At 59.4% G+C, this 22,712-nt stretch carries 21 protein-coding genes; 3 read left to right on the forward strand and 18 right to left on the reverse strand.

Features of this window, described 5'->3' with window-relative positions; genetic code table 11:
* Positions 1 to 51 precede the first annotated feature (51 nt).
* The 13 genes from nuoL to EIEH_RS08950 form a co-directional block, all read right to left on the reverse strand.
* Positions 52 to 1,896: an NADH-quinone oxidoreductase subunit L gene (gene nuoL / locus EIEH_RS08890; RefSeq protein ID WP_015871944.1), complete on the reverse strand. Its 1,845-nt coding sequence runs from the start codon at positions 1,894 to 1,896 to the stop codon at positions 52 to 54.
* Positions 1,893 to 2,195 (reverse strand): NADH-quinone oxidoreductase subunit NuoK, encoded by a 303-nt coding sequence (gene nuoK, locus EIEH_RS08895; protein ID WP_012849206.1) that lies wholly within the window; start codon positions 2,193 to 2,195, stop codon positions 1,893 to 1,895. The genes nuoL and nuoK overlap by 4 nt, the downstream gene beginning before the upstream one ends.
* Positions 2,192 to 2,764: an NADH-quinone oxidoreductase subunit J gene (nuoJ, locus tag EIEH_RS08900; RefSeq protein WP_015871945.1), complete on the reverse strand. Its 573-nt coding sequence runs from the start codon at positions 2,762 to 2,764 to the stop codon at positions 2,192 to 2,194. Before nuoJ ends, nuoK begins: the two co-directional genes overlap by 4 nt.
* 10 nt (positions 2,765 to 2,774) lie before the next feature.
* Positions 2,775 to 3,317: an NADH-quinone oxidoreductase subunit NuoI gene (gene nuoI, locus EIEH_RS08905; RefSeq protein ID WP_005288223.1), complete on the reverse strand. Its 543-nt coding sequence runs from the start codon at positions 3,315 to 3,317 to the stop codon at positions 2,775 to 2,777.
* Between the two features lie 17 nt (positions 3,318 to 3,334).
* Positions 3,335 to 4,312, reverse strand: a complete 978-nt coding sequence (nuoH, locus tag EIEH_RS08910; RefSeq protein ID WP_015871946.1) for an NADH-quinone oxidoreductase subunit NuoH — start codon at positions 4,310 to 4,312, stop codon at positions 3,335 to 3,337.
* Complete coding sequence (nuoG, locus tag EIEH_RS08915) at positions 4,309 to 7,044, reverse strand: NADH-quinone oxidoreductase subunit NuoG (RefSeq protein WP_015871947.1); 2,736 nt, start codon at positions 7,042 to 7,044, stop codon at positions 4,309 to 4,311. Before nuoG ends, nuoH begins: the two co-directional genes overlap by 4 nt.
* Before the next feature lie 60 nt (positions 7,045 to 7,104).
* The gene (gene nuoF, locus EIEH_RS08920) at positions 7,105 to 8,451 is read right to left on the reverse strand and encodes an NADH-quinone oxidoreductase subunit NuoF (protein WP_015871948.1); all 1,347 of its coding nucleotides are present in this window, start codon (positions 8,449 to 8,451) and stop codon (positions 7,105 to 7,107) included.
* Entirely contained in the window at positions 8,448 to 8,948 is a 501-nt protein-coding gene (gene nuoE, locus EIEH_RS08925) for an NADH-quinone oxidoreductase subunit NuoE (RefSeq protein WP_015871949.1), read from the reverse strand. Before nuoE ends, nuoF begins: the two co-directional genes overlap by 4 nt.
* Before the next feature lie 2 nt (positions 8,949 to 8,950).
* Positions 8,951 to 10,747, reverse strand: a complete 1,797-nt coding sequence (gene nuoC, locus EIEH_RS08930) for an NADH-quinone oxidoreductase subunit C/D (RefSeq protein ID WP_015871950.1) — start codon at positions 10,745 to 10,747, stop codon at positions 8,951 to 8,953.
* Positions 10,748 to 10,846: 99 nt separating this feature from the next.
* Positions 10,847 to 11,521, reverse strand: coding sequence for a NuoB/complex I 20 kDa subunit family protein (locus EIEH_RS08935; RefSeq protein ID WP_012849213.1), 675 nt, complete (start codon positions 11,519 to 11,521; stop codon positions 10,847 to 10,849).
* A 63-nt stretch (positions 11,522 to 11,584) separates the two neighbouring features.
* Positions 11,585 to 12,025, reverse strand: a complete 441-nt coding sequence (locus EIEH_RS08940; RefSeq protein WP_015871951.1) for an NADH-quinone oxidoreductase subunit A — start codon at positions 12,023 to 12,025, stop codon at positions 11,585 to 11,587.
* 619 nt (positions 12,026 to 12,644) lie between these two features.
* Complete coding sequence (locus EIEH_RS08945; RefSeq protein ID WP_035609309.1) at positions 12,645 to 13,550, reverse strand: LysR substrate-binding domain-containing protein; 906 nt, start codon at positions 13,548 to 13,550, stop codon at positions 12,645 to 12,647.
* A gap of 386 nt (positions 13,551 to 13,936) precedes the next feature.
* Entirely contained in the window at positions 13,937 to 14,611 is a 675-nt protein-coding gene (locus EIEH_RS08950) for a TVP38/TMEM64 family protein (protein WP_015871954.1), read from the reverse strand.
* A gap of 143 nt (positions 14,612 to 14,754) precedes the next feature.
* Between EIEH_RS08950 and EIEH_RS08955 the strand changes: the two genes are divergently transcribed.
* Complete coding sequence (locus EIEH_RS08955; RefSeq protein WP_015871955.1) at positions 14,755 to 16,047, forward strand: rhodanese-like domain-containing protein; 1,293 nt, start codon at positions 14,755 to 14,757, stop codon at positions 16,045 to 16,047.
* Positions 16,048 to 16,090: 43 nt separating this feature from the next.
* Here the strand turns inward: EIEH_RS08955 and EIEH_RS08960 are convergent, their stop codons facing one another.
* Positions 16,091 to 16,714 carry a CDP-alcohol phosphatidyltransferase family protein gene (locus EIEH_RS08960; RefSeq protein WP_015871956.1) on the reverse strand — a complete coding sequence of 208 codons (624 nt, stop codon included), beginning with the start codon at positions 16,712 to 16,714 and terminating at the stop codon, positions 16,091 to 16,093.
* Positions 16,707 to 17,291, reverse strand: a complete 585-nt coding sequence (locus EIEH_RS08965; RefSeq protein ID WP_015871957.1) for a carboxymuconolactone decarboxylase family protein — start codon at positions 17,289 to 17,291, stop codon at positions 16,707 to 16,709. The genes EIEH_RS08960 and EIEH_RS08965 overlap by 8 nt, the downstream gene beginning before the upstream one ends.
* Positions 17,292 to 17,568: 277 nt before the next feature.
* Between EIEH_RS08965 and EIEH_RS08970 the strand changes: the two genes are divergently transcribed.
* Both EIEH_RS08970 and yfbR read left to right on the forward strand, forming a co-directional pair.
* Positions 17,569 to 18,789 (forward strand): pyridoxal phosphate-dependent aminotransferase, encoded by a 1,221-nt coding sequence (locus EIEH_RS08970; protein ID WP_015871958.1) that lies wholly within the window; start codon positions 17,569 to 17,571, stop codon positions 18,787 to 18,789.
* An 82-nt stretch (positions 18,790 to 18,871) separates the two neighbouring features.
* Positions 18,872 to 19,477, forward strand: coding sequence for a 5'-deoxynucleotidase (gene yfbR, locus EIEH_RS08975; protein ID WP_015871959.1), 606 nt, complete (start codon positions 18,872 to 18,874; stop codon positions 19,475 to 19,477).
* 20 nt (positions 19,478 to 19,497) lie between these two features.
* On the opposite strand, the gene EIEH_RS08980 is transcribed toward yfbR, so the two are convergent.
* The 3 genes from EIEH_RS08980 to EIEH_RS08990 all read right to left on the reverse strand — a co-directional run bounded on the left by EIEH_RS08980 (position 19,498) and on the right by EIEH_RS08990 (position 22,673).
* On the reverse strand, positions 19,498 to 21,339 hold the full coding sequence (locus EIEH_RS08980; RefSeq protein ID WP_015871960.1) for an SLC13 family permease: 1,842 nt from the start codon (positions 21,337 to 21,339) through the stop codon (positions 19,498 to 19,500).
* Positions 21,340 to 21,497: 158 nt separating this feature from the next.
* Positions 21,498 to 22,148, reverse strand: a complete 651-nt coding sequence (locus tag EIEH_RS08985) for a sugar phosphatase (RefSeq protein WP_015871961.1) — start codon at positions 22,146 to 22,148, stop codon at positions 21,498 to 21,500.
* 30 nt (positions 22,149 to 22,178) lie between these two features.
* Positions 22,179 to 22,673, reverse strand: coding sequence for a YfbU family protein (locus EIEH_RS08990; protein ID WP_015871962.1), 495 nt, complete (start codon positions 22,671 to 22,673; stop codon positions 22,179 to 22,181).
* Positions 22,674 to 22,712 lie beyond the last annotated feature (39 nt).

The raw sequence follows: 22,712 nt of genomic DNA on the forward strand, positions 1-22,712 counted from the left end.
ACATTCAAACGGAGGAGACAGGGGTCGTCCCCTCACCCGCTTTAACGAGATTCACTTAACCAATAACAACAGCGCCAGAATGACCACTGCCCCAACACCCATCGACGCTGCATACCAGCGCAGCTGCCCGTTTTCGCTGACGGCCAGAACGCGGTTTCCCAAGCGGGCCACCAGCGCAAACAGGTTCATCATGCGATCGAGCGGATCACGCTGCAGCAGCCAGGCGATGGCCTTAAATGGCTTAATAAAGATCTGCCGGTACAGCCAGTCGAATCCCCAGGCATGGAACCACCACGTGGAGAGAAAACGTCCCGGCGCGCTGTTGGCAATGCCATTGACCAGAGTGCGCTGCCCCAGATAGAGACGCGCGGCCAGCAGTACCCCGGCGATGGCGACGATGGCCGATACCACCTCCAGCATCACCTTGCCCCCTTCACCTTGCGGCATGGCGGGCAGCACCCCTGTCAGCGGCGGGGTGATCAGCGCCCCGATGAAGGTGGAGAGGATCATCAGCACGATCAGCGGCAGATGGTGGCTCAGCCCCTTCACCTCATGGGCCTGGGTATGCGCCTCGCCGTGGAACACGATGAAGATCATCCGGAAGGTATACAGCGAGGTCAGGAAGGCGCCGATAAGCCCGGCCATCATCAGGTTGACATGGCCCGAGGCCAGCGCGCCCCACAAGATCTCATCCTTACTGTAGAAGCCGGCTGTGACCAGCGGCAGCGCTGCCAGGGCACCACCGCCCACCAGGAAACACAGGTAGGTCAACGGCAGCTTGTGGCGCAGTCCCCCCATCTTGAAGATGTTCTGCTCATGGTGGCAGGCCAGAATAACCGAGCCGGATGAGAGGAACAGCAGCGCCTTAAAGAAGGCGTGAGTCATCAGATGGAAAATCGCGGCGTCCCAGGCCTGCACGCCCAGCGCTAGGAACATATAGCCTATCTGGCTCATGGTTGAATAGGCCAGCACCCGCTTGATGTCCGTCTGTACCAGCGCAGCAAAACCGGCCAACACCAGCGTAACGGCACCGATAATGCCCACCAGATGCAGCACCTCCGGTGCCATCACGAACAGGCCATGGGTCCGGGCGATCAGGTACACCCCGGCGGTCACCATAGTCGCGGCGTGGATCAGGGCAGAGACCGGCGTCGGACCGGCCATGGCATCGGCAAGCCAGGTCTGCAACGGCAGCTGGGCCGATTTACCCACTGCGCCGCCCAGCAGCATCAGGGTCGCCCAGGTAATGACAGGCGAACCGACCGCCAGCTGCTGCGGCGCCAGGATCATCAGCTCACGGATATTCAGGGTACCCAGCTGGTGATAGAGGATAAACAGCCCGATGGCCAGGAACACGTCGCCGACGCGGGTGACGATGAACGCCTTCATCGCCGCCGCGCCGTTGGCCGGATTGCTGTAGTAGAATCCGATCAACAGATAGCTGCACAACCCCACCCCTTCCCAGCCCAGATACATCAGCATCAGGTTATCAGCCAGCACCAGTACCACCATGCTGGCGATAAACAGGTTGGTATAGGCGAAGAAGCGCGAGTAGCCCTCCTCCCCGCGCATATACCATGAGGCGAACAGGTGGATCAGGAAGCCGACACCGGTCACCACCGACAGCATGGTCAGCGACAGGCCATCCAGGCTGAGGGTCACCGGAATGGTAAAGTTACCGACCGCTATCCAGTTCCACAGATGCTGGTTATAGGCCGCACCGGCCGCATTGTGACTCAGAAAGTCAGCACCGACGTACAGGGTGACCAGCGCAGCCAGACCGACGGATCCGACCCCGATGATCGCGGTGTGCTTCTCCGACAGACGGCCGCGGGAAAAGGCCAGGATCAGAAATCCCAGCAGCGGCAGCAGAATGGTTAAATAGAGTAGATTCATCCGCGCATCTCACTGACAGTATCAATATTCAGGGTGTTGCGGCGACGATGCAGCTGTAGCAACAGCGCCAGGCCGATAGAGGCCTCCGCCGCCGCCAGGCTGATGGCCAGGATATACATCACCTGACCGTCGGCCTGGCCCCAGACGCTGCCGGCCACTACAAAGGCCAGCGCCGCCGCGTTGATCATGATCTCCAGACTGATCAGCATAAACAGCAGGTTGCGGCGGATTAACAGCCCGGTCAGCCCCAGCGCAAACAGAATGGCTGCCAGGATCAGCCCATGTTGTAACGGGATCATGCGCGCTCCTCCGCTTTATTACGTACTGCCATCGCCGCCGTCCCCTGGGACGCGGTCTTATTGCTCAGTACATCGCCCGGATGGTGCTCACGGCCAATGTGGAAGGCCACCACCAGACCGGCCAGCAGCAACATAGAAACCAGCTCCACCGCCAGCACATAGGGCCCGAACAGGGCAATCCCCACCGCCTTGGCATCTACGGCGCGCCCATCGGTGAAACCGCCCTGCAGGGTACTAATCGCATACAGCACCACCGCCAGCAGGATCAGCGACAACAGCGCCGGACCGATCCATACGCCGGGCCGCAGCCAGGCCCGTTCCTGCTCGACCACCGAGTGACCCAGGTTGAGCATCATCACCACGAAGACAAACAGCACCATGATGGCACCGGCGTAGACGATGATCTCCAGCGCCCCGGCAAAGTAAGCACCGAGGGAGAAGAACACCGCCGCCACCGCCAGCAGAGAGACGATCAGATACAGCAGCGCATGCACCGGATTGGTGTGGGTGATCACGCGGATCGTCGCCAACACGGCTACCAGCGCCGCAGCGTAAAAGGCAAATTCCATGCTCGGCTCCTTAGGGCAACAGACCTTTGACATCGATCGGTTTGGCTTCGTTTTCGGCCTCGCCCTTGGCTTTGCCATCGATCGCCATACCGGCCATACGGTAAAAGTTGTAGTCGGGATATTTCCCCGGCCCGGAAATCAGCAGATCCTCTTTCTCATACACCAGATCCTGACGACGGAACTCCCCCATCTCAAAATCCGGCGTCAACTGCAGGGCCGTGGTCGGACAGGCCTCCTCGCACATGCCGCAGAAAATACAGCGGGAAAAGTTGATGCGGAAAAACTCCGGATACCAGCGGCCATCCTCCGTCTCTGCCTTCTGCAGCGAGATACAGCCGACCGGACAGGCCACCGCACACAGGTTGCAGGCTACGCAGCGCTCGGCGCCATCCGGATCGCGCGTCAGTACGATACGGCCGCGGTAGCGTGGCGGCAGATATACCGGCTCCTCCGGATACATTTTGGTTTCGCGTTTGGCGAAAGCATGCAGGCCTATCATCCACAGGCTGCGTACTTGGGTGCCGAAACCAACCACTAACTCTTTCAATGTCATGGTTACACTCACCCCTTTTACTGAGCGTGATACAAAATGACAGCCGCCGTGACCAACAGGTTGATCAGCGTCAACGGCAGGCAAATACGCCAGCCGAAGGCCATCACCTGGTCATAGCGGGGACGCGGCAGGGAGGCGCGTACCAGAATAAACATCACCATAAAGAACGCCGTCTTGATGGCAAACCAGATAAACGGCGGCAGCCACGGCCCGTGCCAGCCGCCGAAGAACAGGGTGACGATCAGCGCTGAAATGGTGACGATACCGATGTATTCACCGACGAAGAACAGACCGAACTTCATCCCGGAGTATTCGATATGGTAGCCGTCGGCCAGCTCCTGTTCGGCCTCCGGCTGGTCGAACGGGTGACGGTGACACACCGCGACACCGGCGATGATAAAGGTCAGGAAGCCGAAGAACTGCGGAATGATGTTCCACAGATGGGTCTGCGAATCGACGATCACCTGCATATTGAAGGAACCGGCCTGTGCCACTACCCCCATCAGCGAAAGACCCAGGAACACCTCGTAGCTCAGGGTCTGTGCCGAGGCACGCATCGCCCCCAGCAGAGAGTATTTGTTGTTGCTCGACCAGCCGGCGAACAGCACCGCATACACCGCCAGCCCGGCCATCATCAGGAAAAACAGGATGCCGATGTTAAGGTCGGCCCCCATCCAGCCCGGCGCCACCGGCACGATGGCAAACGAGAGCAGCAGCGAGCAGAAGGCGATCATCGGCGCCAGGGTAAAGATCAGGCGATCGGTGAACGGCGGAACCCAGTCCTCCTTGAAGAACATCTTGATCATATCCGCCACCAGCTGCAGCGAACCGCCCCACCCGACCCGACTTGGCCCATAGCGGTTCTGGAACAGCCCCAGCAGACGGCGTTCACCGAAGCTCATAAAGGCCCCGCAGGTGACCACCACCAGCAGGATCACCACAGCCTTCAGCACGGTGAGAAGGATCTCCACCGTATCCGGCGTTATTACGCTCATACCGCAGCCTCCCGCATGTAATCCACTTTAACGCCATTCAACACCGGCGCGACCCCCGGCATACCCAGCGGCAGACCGACCTGGCCCGGCTGCAGGCGGCGGCTAATCTGCAGCGGCAGACGCAGCACCTCACCGGCGCAGCTCAGTTCGATCGTCGCCCCCTCCGCTGCCCCCATCCGCGCCGCATCCTCCGGGCAGACCCGCACGCAGGCCTGCGGCATGCGGCGCTGGATCACCGGCGCACGCTGGGTCAGCTCGTCGCTGCCGAACAGATGGTAGTAAGGGGCGATCACCCAGCCGTGCACCTGATACGGCGCCGGGACCTGGGTGAAATAGGGTAATCCGCCGTCACCGGCCGCGATCAGGCGCACGCCCGGATCGCCGAAACGCAGATGGCTGCCGACCTCATCCTGGAACTTGTTCCAGGCCTGTGGCGAGTTCCAGCCCGGCGCCCAGGCAAAGGCAAACTCCTGACGCTCGGCCTGCGGCGCACTGTAGCCCTCCATCGAGAAGGCAAAGGCGGTGTCCTTATCCTGCGGCTGGCGCGGCTCGTGGACGCTGATATTGGCCAGCATCGAGGTGCGCCCGCTGTAGCGCAGCGGCTCACGAGCCAGCTTCTGCCCGCGTACCCGGAAGGCGGCGTTTGGCGCCGCGTCGACCATCCCGGCAAACTGCGGACAGTTCTGCACGCAATCGGCGATCACCTGATCGAGCTGAGTCCAGTCCGGCGCCTGTTGCCCGGCGCTGACCCGCAGCGCATGCAGCCAGCGCCAGCCCTCCAACACAATGGTCGGGGCTTTCTTCTGCGGATCGTCATAAAACGCCGGTTCAAACACCTGGAAGAAACGCTGGGCACGCCCTTCCTGATTAACCAGGGTGCCATCGCTTTCGGCAAAACTGGCGGCGGAGAGCACCAGATCGGCGCGATCCATGATGGCTGTGCGCTGATGATCGATGACGATCAGACCGTTGGCCTTGGCCAGTACCGCATCGACGCGCGCCGACGGCGCATGACGGTACAGGTCGTTCTCCAGCACGATCGCGGTATCGGCATAGCCCTGCTCCAGCTGCACCAGCGCGTTATCCAGCGAGGAGGCATCCATCATCGCCAGCCCCATGCTGTTGGCTTCTGCCGGAACAAAGGTGATGCCGACCTCCAGCGCACGCTGCTTCAGCGCGCGTGCCACGTTGGCCGCCGCCTCGATCATCGGGGTATAGCCCGCCCCGCTGCCGGTCACGATCAGGGGTTTGCGCGCACCGGCCAGCGCCTGGGCGATAATATCGGCCTGACGGCGCACCTCATCCGACAGCCCCTCCACCGCCGGCGCGTTTTCATCCAGCGCATGCGCCACGGCAAAGCCTAAGCGCGCCTGATCAGCCACCGGCGCGCAGTAATTCAGGGCGGCGATGTCATCCAGGCGAGTTTCATCAATACTGGTGATAAACAGCGGGTATTTGGCGTGCTGGCCGATGTTCTGCACCGCGGCGATCTGCCAGTCGGCCACCCGCTGGGCAGCGGCCATGGCCTGCGCCTTGCCCTTCACCGCCTGACGCAGGGCCAGCGCGATGCGCGCTGCCGTCTGGGTCACATCCTCACCGAGGATCAGCACCGCATCGTACTGCTCCATCTCGCGCAGGGACGGCGTGTAAATACCACCGTCGCGCAGCACCGATAACATCAGATTCAGGCGCTTCAGCTCGCCCACGTCGATGCCGCTGTAGAAGTTCTCCGCCCCCACCAGCTCACGCAGGGCGAAGTTGCTCTCGACGCTGGCGCGCGGTGAACCGATGCCGATCACCTTGCTGGCGCGGCGCAGAATATCGGCCCCGCCCTGCAGCGCCTGCTCAGCGTTGAGATCGATCCAGTCCGTCCCGCGACGCTGCTGCGGTCGGCGCGGACGATCCTTGAGGTTGACATAGCCGTAGCCGAAGCGGCCGCGATCGCACAGGAAGTAGTGGTTCACGGTGCCGTTGAAGCGGTTCTCGATACGGCGCAGCTCGCCGTAACGCTCGCCGGGGCTGGTGTTACAACCGACGCTGCACTGCTGGCAGACGCTGGGGGCAAACTGCATATCCCACTTGCGATTGTAGCGCTCAGAGTGGGTCTTGTCGGTGAACACCCCGGTCGGACAGATCTCCACCAGGTTGCCGGAAAACTCACTCTCCAGCGTGCCGCTCTGCGGGCGGCCAAAGTAGACGTTATCGTGGGCGCCGTAGACGCCGAAGTCGGTGCCGTCGGCATAATCCTTGTAATAGCGCACGCAGCGGTAGCAGGCGATGCAGCGGTTCATCTCGTGGGAGATAAAGGGGCCCAGCGCCTGGTTTTCATGGGTACGCTTGGTAAAGCGGTAGCGGCGCAGGCGGTGGCCGGTCATCACGGTCATATCCTGCAGGTGACAGTTGCCGCCCTCCTCACACACCGGGCAGTCGTGCGGGTGGTTGGTCATCAAAAACTCCACCACGCTCTCACGAAACCGCTTGGCCTCTTCATCATCGATGGAGATATAGGTGCCATCGGCGGCCGGCGTCATACAGGACATCACCAGTCGCCCGCGGGTATCCTCCGCGTTCTGGTACTGCTTGACCGCACACTGGCGGCAGGCGCCGACGCTGCCCAGCGCCGGATGCCAGCAAAAGTAGGGTATGTCGAGCCCCAGGGAAAGACAGGCCTGCAGCAGGTTATCCGCCCCGTCGACGTCATACTCTTTGCCGTCTACATGTATTGTTGCCATTGACATGCTTCCAAAATAAGAAAACCGTATCCCCCCGCCGTCAACGGCGAAGGAATTCAATTACCAGCGTGATTTCAGTAAATTGGGCTGAATTCCGCGGATGGGGCTAACGTTGCCGACCGTCTCCCGGGCAATACCTGCCTCGAACTCTCCGCGGAAGTATTTAATCGCGCTCTGCAGCGGCTCCACCGCCCCGGGGGCGTGGGCGCAGAAGGTATGACCCGGCGCCAGCAGGCGGCACAGCTGCTCAAGGGTTTCGATATCCCCCGGCTGCCCCTCGCCGCGCTCCAGCGCACGCAGGATCTTCAGCCCCCACGGCAAACCGTCGCGGCACGGCGTACACCAGCCGCAGGACTCACGGGCGAAGAAACTCTCCAAATTGCACAGCAGCGAGACCATGTTGATCTCATGGTCGACCGCCATCGCCAGCGCAGTGCCCAGACGGCTGCCCGCCTTGCCGATGCTGGCGAAGTCCATCGGCAGATCCAGGTGCGCCTCGGTCAGAAAATCGGTACCCGCCCCGCCCGGTTGCCACGCCTTCAGCTTCAGCCCATCGCGCATCCCCCCGGCGTAGTCCTCCAGGATTTCGCGCGCTGTCGTGCCAAAGGGCAGCTCCCACAGACCGGGATTTTTCACCCGACCGGAGAAGCCCATCAACTTGGTGCCGGCATCCTGACTCTTTCCGGCAGACAATCCCTGATACCAGGCGACACCGTGCTCGATGATCGCCGGCACGTTGCACAGCGTCTCCACGTTATTCACACAGGTCGGCTTGCCCCAGACACCGGCGCTGGCCGGGAACGGCGGCTTGGCGCGCGGGTTGGCGCGGCGCCCCTCCAGCGAGTTGATCAGCGCCGTCTCTTCGCCGCAGATGTAACGCCCGGCGCCAGTATGCACGAACAGATCGAAGTCGAAACCACTGCCAAAAATATTCTTACCCAGCAGCCCCGCCGCGCGGGCCTCGTCGATCGCCCGGCGCAGATTCTCCGCCGCCCTCACATACTCGCCGCGCAGGAAGATATAACCGCGGTAAGCCTTCAGCGCATAGGCGCCGATCAGCATCCCCTCCACCAGCAGGTGCGGCAGCTGCTCCATCAGCAGGCGGTCTTTATAGGTGCCCGGCTCCATCTCATCCGCGTTACACAGCAGGTAGCGGACGTTCATGCTTTCGTCCTTGGGCATCAGACTCCACTTCAGCCCGGTGGAAAAGCCAGCCCCGCCTCGCCCTTTAAGCCCGGCGTCCTTGACCAGCGTCACCACCTCATCCTGCGCCATCCCCTTCAGGGCACGCTCTGCGGCGTGGTAGCCGTTCTTGGCGCGATACTCCTCCAGCCATACTGGCTGTTGGTCATCGCGCAGGCGCCAGGTCAGCGGGTGAGATTCTACGGTACGAATAATCTCTCTCATTTGTAGCGCTCCAGCAGTTCGATGGCCCGCTCCGGCGTCAGATGATCGTGCAGATCGTCATCGATCATCATGTTCGGCCCCTTGTCGCAGTTGCCAAGACAGCAGGTCGGCAGCAGGGTAAAACGGCCATCAAAGGTGGTTTCGCCCGGCTGGATGTCCAGCGTCTGCTCCAATGCTGCCTTGATCCCCTGGTAGCCGGTGATATGACATACCACGCTGTCGCAATAGCGCACGATGTGACGCCCGACCGGCTGGCGGAAGATCTGGCTGTAAAACGTCGCCACCCCTTCGACATCGGCGGCCGGGATCCCCAGCACACCGGCGATGGCGTCGATGGCCGGATCCGGTACCCACCCGTGCTCTTTCTGCACGATCTTCAGCGCCTCGATCGAGGCGGCACGCGGATCTTCGTAGTGTTGGATCTCATGCTCAATCTCAGCACGCGCGCTGTCGCTGAGTACAAAAACCGAATCCTTATCCAATACGTTTTCTGTCATGGTTAGCGGTCCACATCTGACATAACAAAATCAATACTGCCGAGGTACACGATCAAGTCGGACACCAGACAGCCACGGATCACCGACGGGATCTGCTGCAGGTGTGCATAGCTCGGTGTACGGATACGCGTGCGATAGCTCATGGTGCCGCCGTCGCTGGTCAGGTAGTAACTGTTAATGCCCTTGGTCGCCTCCACCATCTGGAACGACTCGTTAGCCGGCATCACCGGCCCCCAGGAGACCTGCAGGAAGTGGTTGATCAGGGTATCGATATGCTGCAGCGTGCGCTCTTTCGGCGGCGGCGTGGTCAGCGGGTGATCCGCCTTGAACGGCCCCTCCGGCATGTTCTTCAGGCACTGCTGCAGAATACGCAGGCTCTGGCGGATCTCCTCCACCTTCAGCATCACGCGGTCATAGCAGTCGCCGTTGCTGGCGGTCGGCACCTCAAACTCAAAGTTTTCATAGCCGGAGTACGGCCGCCACTTGCGCACGTCGAAGGCGATACCGGTCGCGCGCAGACCGGCGCCGGTGGTGCCCCAGGCCAGCGCATCCTTGGCGCCATAGGCGGCCACGCCGATGGAACGCCCTTTCAGAATGGAGTTGTGCAGCGCCGCCTTGACATAGGAGTCCAGACGCTTGGGCATCCACTCAAGGAACTCGCGCAGCAGGCGATCCCAGCCTTTGGGCAGGTCGTGTGCCACGCCACCGATGCGGAACCACGCCGGGTGCATACGGAAACCGGTGACCGCTTCGACGATGTCATAGATCTTCTGACGATCGGTAAAGGCGAAGAACACCGGCGTCATAGCGCCGACGTCCTGAATAAAGGTGGAGATATACAGCAGATGGCTGTTGATGCGAAACAGCTCGGAGAGCATCACGCGGATCACCTTCACCCGTTCCGGCACCTCGATCCCGGCCAATTTCTCCACCGCCAGCACGTAGGGCATCTCATTGACGCAGCCGCCCAGGTATTCGATGCGATCGGTATAGGGAATGTAGCTATGCCAAGACTGGCGCTCGCCCATCTTCTCGGCACCGCGGTGGTGATAGCCGATGTCCGGCACACAGTCGACGATATCCTCACCATCCAGCTGCAGCACGATGCGGAAGGCGCCGTGGGATGAAGGATGATTCGGCCCCAGGTTAAGGAACATGAAGTCTTCGTTGGCGGTACCGCGCTGCATCCCCCACTCTTCCGGACGGAACTTGAGCGACTCCATCTCCAGATCCTGCTTCTGCCTGGTCAGCTCGAAGGGATCGAATTCGGTGGCACGCGCCGGGTAATCCTTGCGCAGCGGGTGCCCTTGCCAGGTGCGCGGCATCAGCAGGCGCGTCAGATGAGGGTGACCGTCGAAGGTGATGCCGAACAGGTCGAAGGTTTCCCGCTCATACCAATTGGCGTTGGGGAACAGACGGGTCACCGTCGGCAGGTGCAGATCCTGTTCGGCCAGGGCCACCTTGAGCATAATATCGCGATTGCGATCGATGGAGATCAGGTGGTAGAACACGGAAAAATCCGCCGCCGGCAGTCCCTGACGATGGGTACGCAGACGCTCGTCCATACCGTGCAGGTCAAATAGCATCACGTAGGGCTTGGGCAGCTGTCTCAGGAACGCCATCACCTCAAGCAGCTGCTCGCGCTTGACCCACACCACCGGCATTCCGGTGCGGGTCGGCTGGACGCTGAATGCCTCCGGGCCAAAGCGGTTACGCAATTCCCCGATAACCGGATCGTCCAGATGGTCGTGGGTCTGCCACGCCGACATCTCGCGATCGTGCGTCGTCGAATCTGTCATAATTTTTTATCACCACGCATTGAATGACACTTGCCGCCGCATCGCGGGGCAAAACGGGCTAAATTCCAACGACGGGCCCGACGGCCCGCCGCGCGGCGCTTAAATCTCGTCGGGCGTACGCAGGTTGGTCACCGCGATGCGCTCCGCGCGCTTACGCTCACGCTCCGACTGCATATTGGCGCGGTAAACGCCCTGGTCGCCGACTACCCAGGAGAGCGGGCGACGCTCCTGACCAATCGACTCCTGCAGCAGCATCAGCGCCTGCATGTACGCCTCCGGGCGCGGCGGACAGCCGGGGATATACACATCCACCGGAATAAACTTGTCCACCCCCTGAACCACGGAGTATATATCGTACATACCGCCGGAGTTGGCGCAGGCGCCCATGGAGATCACCCATTTCGGCTCCAGCATCTGTTCATACAGACGCTGGATGACCGGTGCCATCTTGGTAAAGCAGGTGCCGGCGACCACCATAAAATCCGCCTGTCGCGGTGAGGCGCGCAACACTTCCGCACCAAAGCGCGCCACGTCATGCACCGCCGTAAACGACGTCACCATTTCCACATAGCAGCAGGAGAGACCGAAGTTATAGGGCCACAGCGAGTTCTTGCGTCCCCAGTTGACCATATCGTGCAGGGCGTGATCGAGCTTACCCATGTAGACGCTGCGGTGAACGTGCTGCTCCAGAGGATCGCTCACCACCTCCTGTTTCTGCAGGGGGTAACGGTCGTTATCACCGTCAGGATCGATGCGCGTCAGCGTGTAATCCATCTTTGTTGCCTCATATCTTAATAAAGCGGGTAATTCCTGGCGTCACGGGCCACCATCCGTCGGCTACTGCGGGCGTTTGTCGGTCATGACGATGGGGCTTTCGTGGGTAATGCGGCGCTTGGATCGCGCAGGCGTCCACTCCAGGGCGCCAATGCGCACCAGATAAAATAAGCCGGCCAGCAGAATCAGAATAAACAGCGTGGCCTCGGCAAACCCCAACCAGCCGTTTTCACGTACCGAAACCGACCAGGCGTAAAGATAGAGCGCCTCCACGTCGAAAATAACGAAGAACATGGCGACCAGATAAAATTTGGCGGAGAGGCGCAGGCGGGCCGAGCCAACCGAGTCGATACCGGATTCATAGGGAATATTTTTGGTGCGGGCACGGGCCTTGCCCCCCAGGGCATAGGCCCCAAGCAACATGAACCCACACAGTCCGAGAGCGACGAGAACAAAAACGGCGAATGCCCAGTGCTGGGCGATAACTTCAGTGGCTGTTGACATACTCTTATGCTTACTCATTTAACGCGGTATTGCCCGCAGCCGAATCGCTCCAGCAGACAATTACCACAGCGCCCAAGGGAAGGAAATCATCACAGGAACTACTGTTGATAGGCATATGCGCGCGCATACAGCGTAACCCCGTGTGTTTTACCCCCACAGATAACCTTTTGTCAACATTAGCAAAAGGAAATACAACATTCGATTACATTAATGCAACGAACACCCCTCGTTATCCAACACCGCCACGTAGACAACCGACATAAGTCCCCAAATAAACGTGGCTGGAATGTAAAAAAACGTGAACTTTTGGTTTCTACTATATCATTTATTGACGCAATTCCTGTTCTCAGGATGAGGTATCTGCGACATTTTTATGATCTAGCGCACATTTAATCGTAGGATGATATTAGTAAAAAGCATAACTTATAGAAATGAAATGGAATACAGGCCAGACAGTGAACGGCTGGTATTAAGAATGATTTTTATTTATATCAAGGCGAGCAATAAGCGAAAAGGAACCGGCGCCAGACGCCGGGATGATTAATGTAAATTAATTCTTTAATAAAATGATATATCGTTAGATTAATTGATATTCACAGTGATTTATCATTTTTCTTTATCAATCTTTGTCTGTCTCTCTCGAGGTGGTGACGCCCCCTTCATCTCCCTCGCGCAGCGCATCAAACAACGTCACTGCCAGCGGATTACGACACTGTGGCGCCAGACAGAGGTTATACTCGGTATCCGCCAGACGCGGCAGACCACCCGCCTCGCCCAGTACCCGCAGTGATGAGCTCATCATCTCGATCGGGCGGGCCGAGATCCCCAGCCCTGCCTTCAGCGCCGCCCGCAGGGCCGGCAACGTCGATGCGACATAGGCCAGACGCCAGGGCAAACCGGCAGCATCCAGCGCCGTAGTTGCCAGACTGCGGAAAGTGCTCGGCTCATCCAGCACCACCAGTTCTATCGGTATGCCGGGCGTAAAGTCATAGTCGGTGGCGCAAAACCACACCGTCGGAGATCGGCGCAGCAGAGTACTGGACAAAGACGGCTCACACCCCATTGAAACAGCCAGATCAACCTCATTATCCAACAGCATCAGCTGAATATCGGCGTTGCGCTGCATACGTACATCAATTGCCAGCTTGGGGTATAGCGCGGTAAAGCGGCCCAGCAGCTGCGGCAGGATACTGTCGGCGCTGTCGTCGGTCGCCCCCACCACCAGCCTCCCCTGCAGGTGATCGTTGATCAGGGAGTGGCAGGCCTCGTCATTAAAACGCAGGATTTTGCGGGCATAGTTTAACAACTGCACGCCGTGATCCGTCAGATACTTATTGCGTCCTTTGCGGGCAAACAGCTCTTTTCCCACCAGCAGCTCCAGGCGCTGCATTTGTTGACTCACGGCAGACTGTGTGCGTTGCACCCGTGTGGCAGCAGCGGCAAACGTCTTCACATCGGCCACTGCAACAAAGGTGCGCAATAAATCCAAATCCAGATTGATGGGGGGACGTGGTCCGTGGCTCATATATTTTCTCGTTATTAATCAAAAACAGTTTACCTTGGTGTTCACAACATAAGATAATCTTTAAGCACCTGCTTCATCAGACATACAGCCATGAATAAATCAGACTAAAGAAACACTGGAAAACCGATAAAGATCACGTTACGTTATCAATAATTATGGCTGAAAATGGCAAATAAAACATAGGGACTAGCAAAGACTTTTTTGCTGCACAATACTACAACCCAGGATAGATCACCCCCCGCAAATAAATAACAACTATTTGATAAAATTAAATTTATTAAAAACAAAAACCATAAATCAAAACTTTCGCCAATAACTAATAGTTAAGCTTGGCTTATATAAATGATTCCCTCCGCGTTTTAATCTTCGACAAAGATTAATTTAAATTAATCATTTTGAGCAGATTTATGCTTAATCGCGTAAATCATAATGCTTATTACGAATAATACCAATAATCCACTGAGCATCATTTGGATACCACCGCTCAGCATCGCACCGACATAGGAATAGATCAGCGTTGCCGGCAATTGTCCCAGCGCCGTCGCGACTAAAAACTCCATCAGTCCCATCGAGGTCAACCCGGCGGCATAGCTCACCGCGTCAAACGAGACAAAGGGCAACAGCCGGCAGACCAGCACGGTATAGCGACCATAACGGGAAAAGAAGCCGTCGCAGCGCTGTAGCGTACCGGATGAAACCCAGCGCGCCAACGTATCCCGCCCCAGCATGCGCGCCAGACAAAAGCAAAGGGCCGCCGCCACCGTAGCACTGAACCAGGATAGCAATGCCCCCTGCCACCAGCCAAACAGCGCTGCATTAGCAAAGGTGATGACAAACGCGGGCAGCGGCGCCACCAGCGCCTGAAAAATCATCAGAAAAAAGGAGGCCAGCATCGCCCAGGGACCGAATGACCGCAGGTAAGCCAACAGCGCAGCAAGGTCCAGAGAGGCGAGCAGACGCCCGATCCGCATAGCCTCGTGACGCGCCTCTGGCCAACACAGCACCAGTAGTGCCACCGCCGCAGCGCTCCCCACAACCCCATACTTCACATGACTGGACACGGCATCGCCCTCTGCATAAAACGAATAAGAGTACGCATAAGCGCCGACATCCCCTTTGATGGGCGACAACGATTGTGCGTTCAGGCCTGGATTGGTGTAGCATCGCCCACTCCCACGTGCTTTTGTATGATGGATAAGGGTATATGAAACCACTTCTTTCGCTGGTCGGTACTCTGTGGCTGGCCATTACGCTGTGCAGCGGCGCCATCGCACAGGCTATCCCACTGCACACGCTGCAGGCCCGGCAGGGCGTCGTCATCGACACCCGACCCAGTGCCTATTATAACGGCTGGCCAGACCAGGGTACCTCTGGTCACGAGCCGGGCGCACTCAACCTCGCCGCCGACTGGCTGTCGCTGATGGACGATACGCAGCTACGCGCCTGGCTCAGCGACCACCATCTGGACAGCCAGCGAACCCTGGCACTGTACGGCTCACCTGCGCAGATCGATGCTGCCTCCCGCCGCCTTCAGGCGCTGGGCTTCAGCCATATCGAACCGCTGAGCAATGCCCTCAGCCAGCCTGACCGTCTGCAGCGTCTGGCCCACTATGAACAGCTGGTTTATCCACAATGGCTGCACGATCTGCAGCAGGGTCAGGCTGTGGCCAACCCGCCTGCCGGTCAGTGGAAAGTGTTTGAGGCAGCCTGGGGCGTGCCAAAGCAGTACCTGCTCAGCCATATCCCCGGCGCTGGCTACATCGACACCAATATGGTGGAGAGCGAGCCGTTGTGGAATAAGGTTTCCGACGCCCAGTTGAAGACACTGCTGGCCAAGCAGGGCATCCGCAGCGATACCACGGTGATCTTATACGGCCGCGACGTCTATGCCGCCGCCCGGATCGCGCAGATCCTGCTCTACGCCGGGGTGAAGGATGTGCGCCTGCTGGACGGAGGTTTTCAGACCTGGCAGCGCGCCGATCTGCCGGTCGAACGCGGTCTTCCCACAGATCCCACGCCAGCCGCTGACTTTGGCGCCCCCTTCCCCGGAGATCCACAGCTGATGCTCTCCACCGCCCAGGCGCGCGCCCTGCTGAATCGCCGCGATGCCTCACTGGTCAGCATCCGCTCCTGGCCTGAATTCACCGGCACCACCAGCGGCTACAGCTACATCAAGCCCAAGGGCGAGATCGCCGGCGCCCGCTGGGGCCACGCCGGCAGCGATGCCACTCATATGGAAGACTTCCATAACCCCGATGGCACCATGCGCAGCGGTGACGACATCGCCGCCATGTGGCGCACCTGGCACATCACACCAGATCAGCAGGTCGCCTTCTACTGCGGCACCGGCTGGCGGGCCGCCGAAGCCTTCATGTATGCACGGGCCATGGGCTGGCCGCGCATCGGCGTCTATGACGGCGGTTGGTACGAATGGTCAGCCAATCCGGCCAACCCGGTCGCCCGGGGAGAGCGTGGCCCGGAAAGCGGTTGGCACTGACTGCACAATGGGCGTCAGATCCCCATCGGCGCCGCAGTGACCTTTATTCACCCTGCGCCACCCGGCGCAGGGTGTGATATCCACCCCACACCCGCGTCAGGGTGGTAAACCAGCACAGCGCCCCGAACAGCCAGGCCAGCGGCGCAAACAGGGACGGCCACAGGCAGAACGCGATAAACAGCAGGATGGTCTCCGTGCCTTCTGTCACCCCCCCGAGGTAATAAAAGGATTTATGCGGATAGGCCAGCGCCTGTAGATGATGCTTTTGCGCCAGCGCGGCAAAGGCCAGAAAGCTGCTGCCGGTACCGATAAAGGCGCACAGCAGCCAGGCACCGGGCAGCGCATTCAGCGCCGGATCGGCCAACACAAACCCCAGCGGCACCAAGGCATAAAACAGAAAATCGAGGGCGATATCCAGAAACCCTCCGGCATCGCTGAGCCCCTGGCGGCGCGCCAGCGCTCCATCCAGCCCATCGCATAGCCGGTTAATCAGCACAGCCGCCAGCGCCATGCCATACTGCTGCCACATCAGTAGCGGCACCGCCATGACGCCGATGGCGAAGCCGAACAGCGTCAGGCCATCGGCTCTCACCCCGCGGCGATCCAGCCCGGTGGCCAGACGGGCCAGCGCAGGCTTCAGCGGTGGGTGCAGATAGCGATCAAGCATCCTCGTCCCCCCGACGCCCGGTAGCGGGCGTACACAGCCCCTGCGCGGGGATATCCAGCGCAGCGTTAAAGCGCGCCGACAGATTTTGAAACGCCACCAGCGCCGTCAGCTCGGTTAGCGCGCAATCGTCGAAATGGCGGCGCAGCTCCGCCTTCAGCGCCGCAGAAACCTGCGGTGGTGTAGCGCTGACGGCATCGGCATAGGCCAGCGCCGCCCGCTCCATCGCATCAAAACAATCGGCCTCCTGCCATGTCGCGACCGCCAGCACCTTATCCAGCGAACCGCAGCGCTGCGCCAGACGCAACCCATTGGCATCGATGCAGAAGGCACAGTCGCAGCGCTGGGAGACCCGGGTCATCACCAACGCCCGCAGACCGGGGGAGAGCGTCGCGCGACGACGCTCCAGATAGCCAACGAACAGCGCCATCAGCCAGAACAGGCGGGGAAAGCGCCCCCACCAGCGGACAGGATTCAGCACCTCACCGTAGTGGCGCCGCTGCAGATGCAGCAACGGCGCCAGACTGCGCGGCAGGCGCCGCAGGGGGGCTACCCACTCTGTCTGCGTTGTTTTTTTCACCGGCTCTCCCTCTCTGTTGTCGTAACTTTACGTCATTCGTTCTTTTTATCAGTTTATTTATCCAATAAATACTAATTAATTAGTTAAATAAACTGCAAAAAATACATAACACCATCTATTTTGCTAAGCATTAGCCGTGAATAATACTGTTTTGCACTAAAAACAGGCATCTGTCTTCTAAACCCCGATCGCGGGGAGTACAGTATTTTATATTGCCGTGTCAGTAAGAACACCGATCCGTCAGCGGCAACGCTGATATAAATAAGGCCACAGTGTTATGTCTCCGATCGAAAAATCCCACAAGCTGGACCACGTATGCTACGACATCCGCGGCCCGGTGCTCAAAGAAGCCAAGCGGCTGGAAGAAGAAGGCAATAAAGTCCTCAAGCTGAACATTGGCAACCCGGCCCCCTTCGGCTTTGAAGCGCCTGACGAAATTCTGGTCGACGTGATCCGTAACCTACCGACGGCGCAGGGCTACAGCGACTCCAAAGGACTCTATTCGGCGCGCAAGGCCATTATGCAGCACTACCAGGCCCACGACATCCGCGACGTCAGCGTCGAGGACATCTACATCGGCAACGGCGTCTCCGAGCTTATCGTGCAGTCCATGCAGGCACTGCTCAACACCAATGACGAAATGCTGGTTCCGGCCCCAGACTACCCGCTGTGGACCGCTGCCGTTGCGCTCTCCGGCGGCAACGCGGTTCACTACCGCTGCGATGAGCAGGCGGACTGGTTCCCCGACATTGACGATATCCGTAGCAAAATCACCCCGCGCACCCGCGGCATCGTCATCATCAACCCCAATAATCCGACCGGTGCTGTCTACAGCAAGGCGCTGTTGGAGCAGATTGTGGATCTGGCCCGCGAACATAACCTGATCATCTTTGCCGATGAGATCTACGACAAGATCCTGTATGACGATGCGCAGCATATATCCATTGCCACGCTGGCGCCGGATCTGCTGGTGATCACCTTTAACGGCCTCTCCAAAACCTACCGCGTGGCCGGTTTCCGTCAGGGCTGGATGGTGCTCAGCGGGCCGAAAAAGCACGCCAAAGGCTACATTGAGGGGCTGGAGATGCTGGCCTCCATGCGCCTGTGCGCCAACGTGCCGATGCAGCATGCCATTCAGACTGCGCTGGGCGGATATCAGAGCATCAGCGAGTTTATCTGCCCGGGTGGTCGGCTGTATGAACAGCGTAACCGCGCCTGGGAGCTGATCAACCAAATTCCGGGGCTCTCCTGCGTCAAGCCGCGCGGGGCGCTGTATATGTTCCCAAAGATCGACGCCAAACGCTTTAATATTCACAACGATCAGAAGATGGTGCTGGATCTGCTACTGCAGGAAAAAGTCCTGCTGGTGCAGGGGACCGCCTTCAACTGGCCGGAGCCGGATCACTTCCGCATCGTCACCCTTCCGCATGTTGACGAGCTGGACAGTGCCATCCTCAAGCTGGGGCGCTTCCTATCGACCTATCACCAGAAATATTGATCCCGTAACGGCGCCCATGGGCGCCGCTATCATTTTGACGCATAATGATGAGATCCATTACTGCGACAGGCATGACATCACCATGAGCCAAACCCAGAGCCATTTTTTTGCCCATCTCGCCCGCCTGAAACTGATCAGCCGCTGGCCGCTGATGCGTAACGTGCGCACCGAAAACGTCTCCGAGCACAGCCTGCAGGTTGCCTTTGTCGCCCACGCCCTGGCGATTATCAAAAACCGCCGGTTTGGTGGCAGCGTGGACGCCGAGCGTGTCGCCTTACAGGCCATGTACCACGACGCCAGCGAAGTGCTCACCGGCGATCTGCCGACGCCAATCAAGTACTATAATCCACAGATAGCCCACGAATACAAAAAGATAGAGGAGATGGCGCAGCAGAAGCTGCTGGCCATGCTGCCCGCCGAGCTGCGCCAGGATTTTTTACCGCTGATCGATGAGCGCAGTTACCCACCGGAAGAGCGCCACATAGTCAAACAGGCCGATGCGCTGTGTGCCTATCTGAAATGTCTGGAGGAGCTCGCCGCCGGCAACCAGGAATTTCTGCTGGCCAAAGCACGGCTGGAAAAAACCCTGGATCAGCGCAATAGCCCGGAAATGGCGTACTTTATGCAGATCTTCGTGCCGAGCTTCACCCTGTCACTGGATGAGATCAGCCAGGATACCCCGTTGTAATCTGAGCAATCGCGCCCCTCCTAAAACGGGAACAGCCAGGGCACCACCGCCACGCTGACCAGCATCACCAGCAGCGTAAAGGGTACCCCGATGCGCACGAAGTCGCCAAAGCGGTAGTTGCCCGGCCCCAGCACCAGAGTATTCACCGGTGAAGATACCGGGGTCATAAAGGCCGCCGAGGCCGAAATGGCGATAATAATGGCAAAGGGATAGGGCGACATCTGCAGCTCGCGCGCCACGGCGATGGCGATAGGCGCCATCAGTACGGCGGTGGCGGTATTGGAGATAAACAGCCCGATCACCGCACACAGCACAAACAGGCAGCCTAAGATGCCGCGCGGCCCCAGACCGCCGACGGCATCGGTCAGCCCACGTACCGCCAGCTCGATCCCGCCGGTTTTCTGCAGCGCCAGCGCAAAGGGCAACATGCCGACGATCAGGATCAGGCTGGGCCAGTGGATCGCCTTGTAGGCGCTCTCCATATCGATGCAGCGAAACTTGCCCATCAGCAGGCAGGCGATCAGCGCGGCGATGACGTTGGGGATCTCCGCCGTCAGCATCATGGCGATCATCAGTGCCAGACAAAACAGCGCATGGGGGGCTTGGGAGAGCGCGGGGACCTCGTCGTCGACCTCCGCCGGCAGACTCAGCACCACAAAGTTACGCGCATTCTGCTGTAGCTGACGCAGCTGGCGGATCTGGCGCCAGCTGCCGATGACCAACAGGATATCGCCCATCTGCAGCGGCTCGTCCACCAGCTTACCCTCCAGCGCGCTGCCATTGCGGCGAATACCGACCACGTTCAGCCCATAGCGGGTACGAAACGTGACTTCGCGCAGGGTTTTGCCGATCACCTCGGCCTCCGGTACCAGGGTTACCTCAGCCATGCCGACGTCGCGCGCCTGCTCAGAGAAGTACTCGCCGCGCAACACCATCGGCTCCAGTTGCTGCTCAGCACAGAAGACGCGAACATCCACCTGCGGGTCGGACATATCGACCAGCAGCACATCGCGTGCCTTCAGCTCCGTATCGCCAAAGGCGCTGACCATCACCCGGCGAAACTTACGCCAGCGCTCGATCCCCACCACATTGGCGCCGTAGCGGGCGCGCAGATGCAGCTCATCCAGGGTATGGCCTATCAGCGGCGAGCCGTGACGCAACGCCAGACGTCGGGCGTGCCCGGCCAGACGATAATCCCGGATTAAATCGCGAAAGGTACGCCGCTGCCAGTTATCCTTGTGCGGCGCCTGCTGTGCGGCGCCCAGCCAGCGACGGGCTATCAGCATATAGCCAATCCCCAGCAGCAGTACGATGACCCCGATGGGCGTAACGCTGAAGAAGCGCAGTCCGCCAAGCCCTTCACGCACCAGTTCGCTGCTGACGATCATGTTAGGCGGGGTAGCCACCAGCGTCATCATCCCACTAATCAGCCCGGCAAAGCTCAGCGGCATCATCAGCCGCCCCGGTGCGGTTTTCATCCGCGCCGCCACGCTCAACACCACCGGAATAAAGATGGCCACCACCCCGGTCGAGCTCATCACCGCACCCAGCAGGGCGACCGTGCCCATCAGCAGCACCAGCATCTTGGCCTCGCTGTCGCCGGCTACCCGCATCAGCCACTCACCGACCTGATAGGCGACACCGGTGCGCACCAGACCATCACCGATCACGAACAGCGCGGCGATCAGCAGCACATTGGGATCGCTGAAACCGGCGGTAGCCTCGGCCAGGGTCAGCGTTCCACTCAACACGAACGTAACGATGATCAGCAGGGCAACCACATCCATCCGCAGTCTGTTGGTGGCAAACAGCACGATGGCCACCAGCAGTAAGCTTAATACCCACACCAACTGACCGTTCACGGCATCTCCCTTTACAACACCCTCTCCCACTGCGGTGTCCTCTCCCGTCCGACGATACCGGCATCGACGAATAACAAAAACGGGTTAGTTATCCTGAATCATGCCATAAAAAAACCCCGCACAGGCGGGGTTAATCGACTTTTCCATTTACACATTGTCTACAGCGTGATCTCGGCATCATCATCAACGCGCGTCAGCGTGATTTGCGCCAGACTGTGCAGATTGAGCGTGACTTTATCCAGCTTGAGGGTATCCGACGGGGCATTGACGGCGATCACCTGACAACCCGCGGTCAATCCGGCCAGGATCCCGGCCGGGGCATCCTCGACCACCGCACAGGCGCCCGGCGCCAGCCCCAGCCTTTGTGCCCCAAGCAAATAGGCATCCGGCTCCGGCTTGCCACGCTGCACCTGCTCTGCGGTGACAAACACCGCCGGCTTAGGCAGCCCGGCGGCCTTACAGCGCGCGTAGGCTACCGGCACCGACCCCGAGGTCACGATCCCCCAAGGGATCGCCAGCGCATCGAGACGGGCAATCAGCGCGGCGGCACCAGGCAGCGCGGCGATACCGTCGGTGTCGCGCGACTCCAGCGCCTCCAGCCAGTCAAACTCCTCCTGCAGGCGCGCCTCATCGGCGTCCGGCATAAAGTGGCGCAGGGAGGTGATTGCCTGCTTACCATGAATAAATTCCAATACTTGCTGAGGATTGATCCCCTGACGCTTGGCCCAGTTAATCCACGAACGTTCAACCACCGGCAATGAATCCACCAGGGTTCCATCGAGGTCAAACAAAAAACCTTTACACTTCACGGGTACTCCTCATGACAAAATCAACCGCCGTTACGCATTCAAAATTTGCATAATCTCGACGGCACTTAAATGGTACTGGCGCGGACAGGCATGCCAGACGGCCAGCATGCGCAGGTACTTATCCCACATTTTGGTCTGGGCGTTAAAACCATGGGAGCCGCAGTCAAAGTGGGTATAGCGCCCTTCAGTATTCACCAGAAAACGGACGTAGCTCAGATAGCGCGCCTCCGTCGCCGCATCGAATCCCAGGAACTCCAGGCGGCGCGCATCGATATCCTGACGATCTTTCAGGTTATTGTAAGAGACCTGCAGCGCGTGATGCATCTCCATTATATCGATGATACTGCGACAGGTCTCTTCCGGCAGTTCGCCAAAATCACGATCCAACTCGCGCAACTGCAGGCCAAACCCCCGCTCAATGATCGTCTGCAGACGGCGGTAGCGTTCGGCGTTCTCCGGATCGAGCATCGACATCATTTTATACTGATTGGAGAGGAGCAGGCGCTGTGCATTGGTCATTTCCATCTTTACTGTCCTTATCGGCCGACGACGGCCAGAGTTACC

The organism is Edwardsiella ictaluri ATCC 33202 (assembly GCF_000264785.1).
GTDB classification, from domain to species: domain Bacteria; phylum Pseudomonadota; class Gammaproteobacteria; order Enterobacterales; family Enterobacteriaceae; genus Edwardsiella; species Edwardsiella ictaluri.

Coding starts and splice junctions, on each gene's coding strand:
- EIEH_RS08935 (WP_012849213.1), bottom strand. CDS start 11,521: ATGGATTACACGCTGACGCGCATCGATCCTGACGGTGATAACGACCGT.
- EIEH_RS08960 (WP_015871956.1), bottom strand. CDS start 16,714: ATGCTTGATCGCTATCTGCACCCACCGCTGAAGCCTGCGCTGGCCCGT.
- yfbR (WP_015871959.1), top strand. CDS start 18,872: ATGAGCCAAACCCAGAGCCATTTTTTTGCCCATCTCGCCCGCCTGAAA.
- nuoL (WP_015871944.1), bottom strand. CDS start 1,896: ATGAATCTACTCTATTTAACCATTCTGCTGCCGCTGCTGGGATTTCTG.
- nuoF (WP_015871948.1), bottom strand. CDS start 8,451: ATGAGAGAGATTATTCGTACCGTAGAATCTCACCCGCTGACCTGGCGC.
- EIEH_RS08945 (WP_035609309.1), bottom strand. CDS start 13,550: ATGAGCCACGGACCACGTCCCCCCATCAATCTGGATTTGGATTTATTG.
- EIEH_RS08970 (WP_015871958.1), top strand. CDS start 17,569: ATGTCTCCGATCGAAAAATCCCACAAGCTGGACCACGTATGCTACGAC.
- nuoG (WP_015871947.1), bottom strand. CDS start 7,044: ATGGCAACAATACATGTAGACGGCAAAGAGTATGACGTCGACGGGGCG.
- nuoI (WP_005288223.1), bottom strand. CDS start 3,317: ATGACATTGAAAGAGTTAGTGGTTGGTTTCGGCACCCAAGTACGCAGC.
- nuoC (WP_015871950.1), bottom strand. CDS start 10,747: ATGACAGATTCGACGACGCACGATCGCGAGATGTCGGCGTGGCAGACC.
- EIEH_RS08990 (WP_015871962.1), bottom strand. CDS start 22,673: ATGGAAATGACCAATGCACAGCGCCTGCTCCTCTCCAATCAGTATAAA.
- nuoE (WP_015871949.1), bottom strand. CDS start 8,948: ATGACAGAAAACGTATTGGATAAGGATTCGGTTTTTGTACTCAGCGAC.
- nuoH (WP_015871946.1), bottom strand. CDS start 4,312: ATGAGCGTAATAACGCCGGATACGGTGGAGATCCTTCTCACCGTGCTG.
- EIEH_RS08940 (WP_015871951.1), bottom strand. CDS start 12,025: ATGTCAACAGCCACTGAAGTTATCGCCCAGCACTGGGCATTCGCCGTT.
- nuoJ (WP_015871945.1), bottom strand. CDS start 2,764: ATGGAATTTGCCTTTTACGCTGCGGCGCTGGTAGCCGTGTTGGCGACG.
- EIEH_RS08955 (WP_015871955.1), top strand. CDS start 14,755: ATGAAACCACTTCTTTCGCTGGTCGGTACTCTGTGGCTGGCCATTACG.
- nuoK (WP_012849206.1), bottom strand. CDS start 2,195: ATGATCCCGTTACAACATGGGCTGATCCTGGCAGCCATTCTGTTTGCG.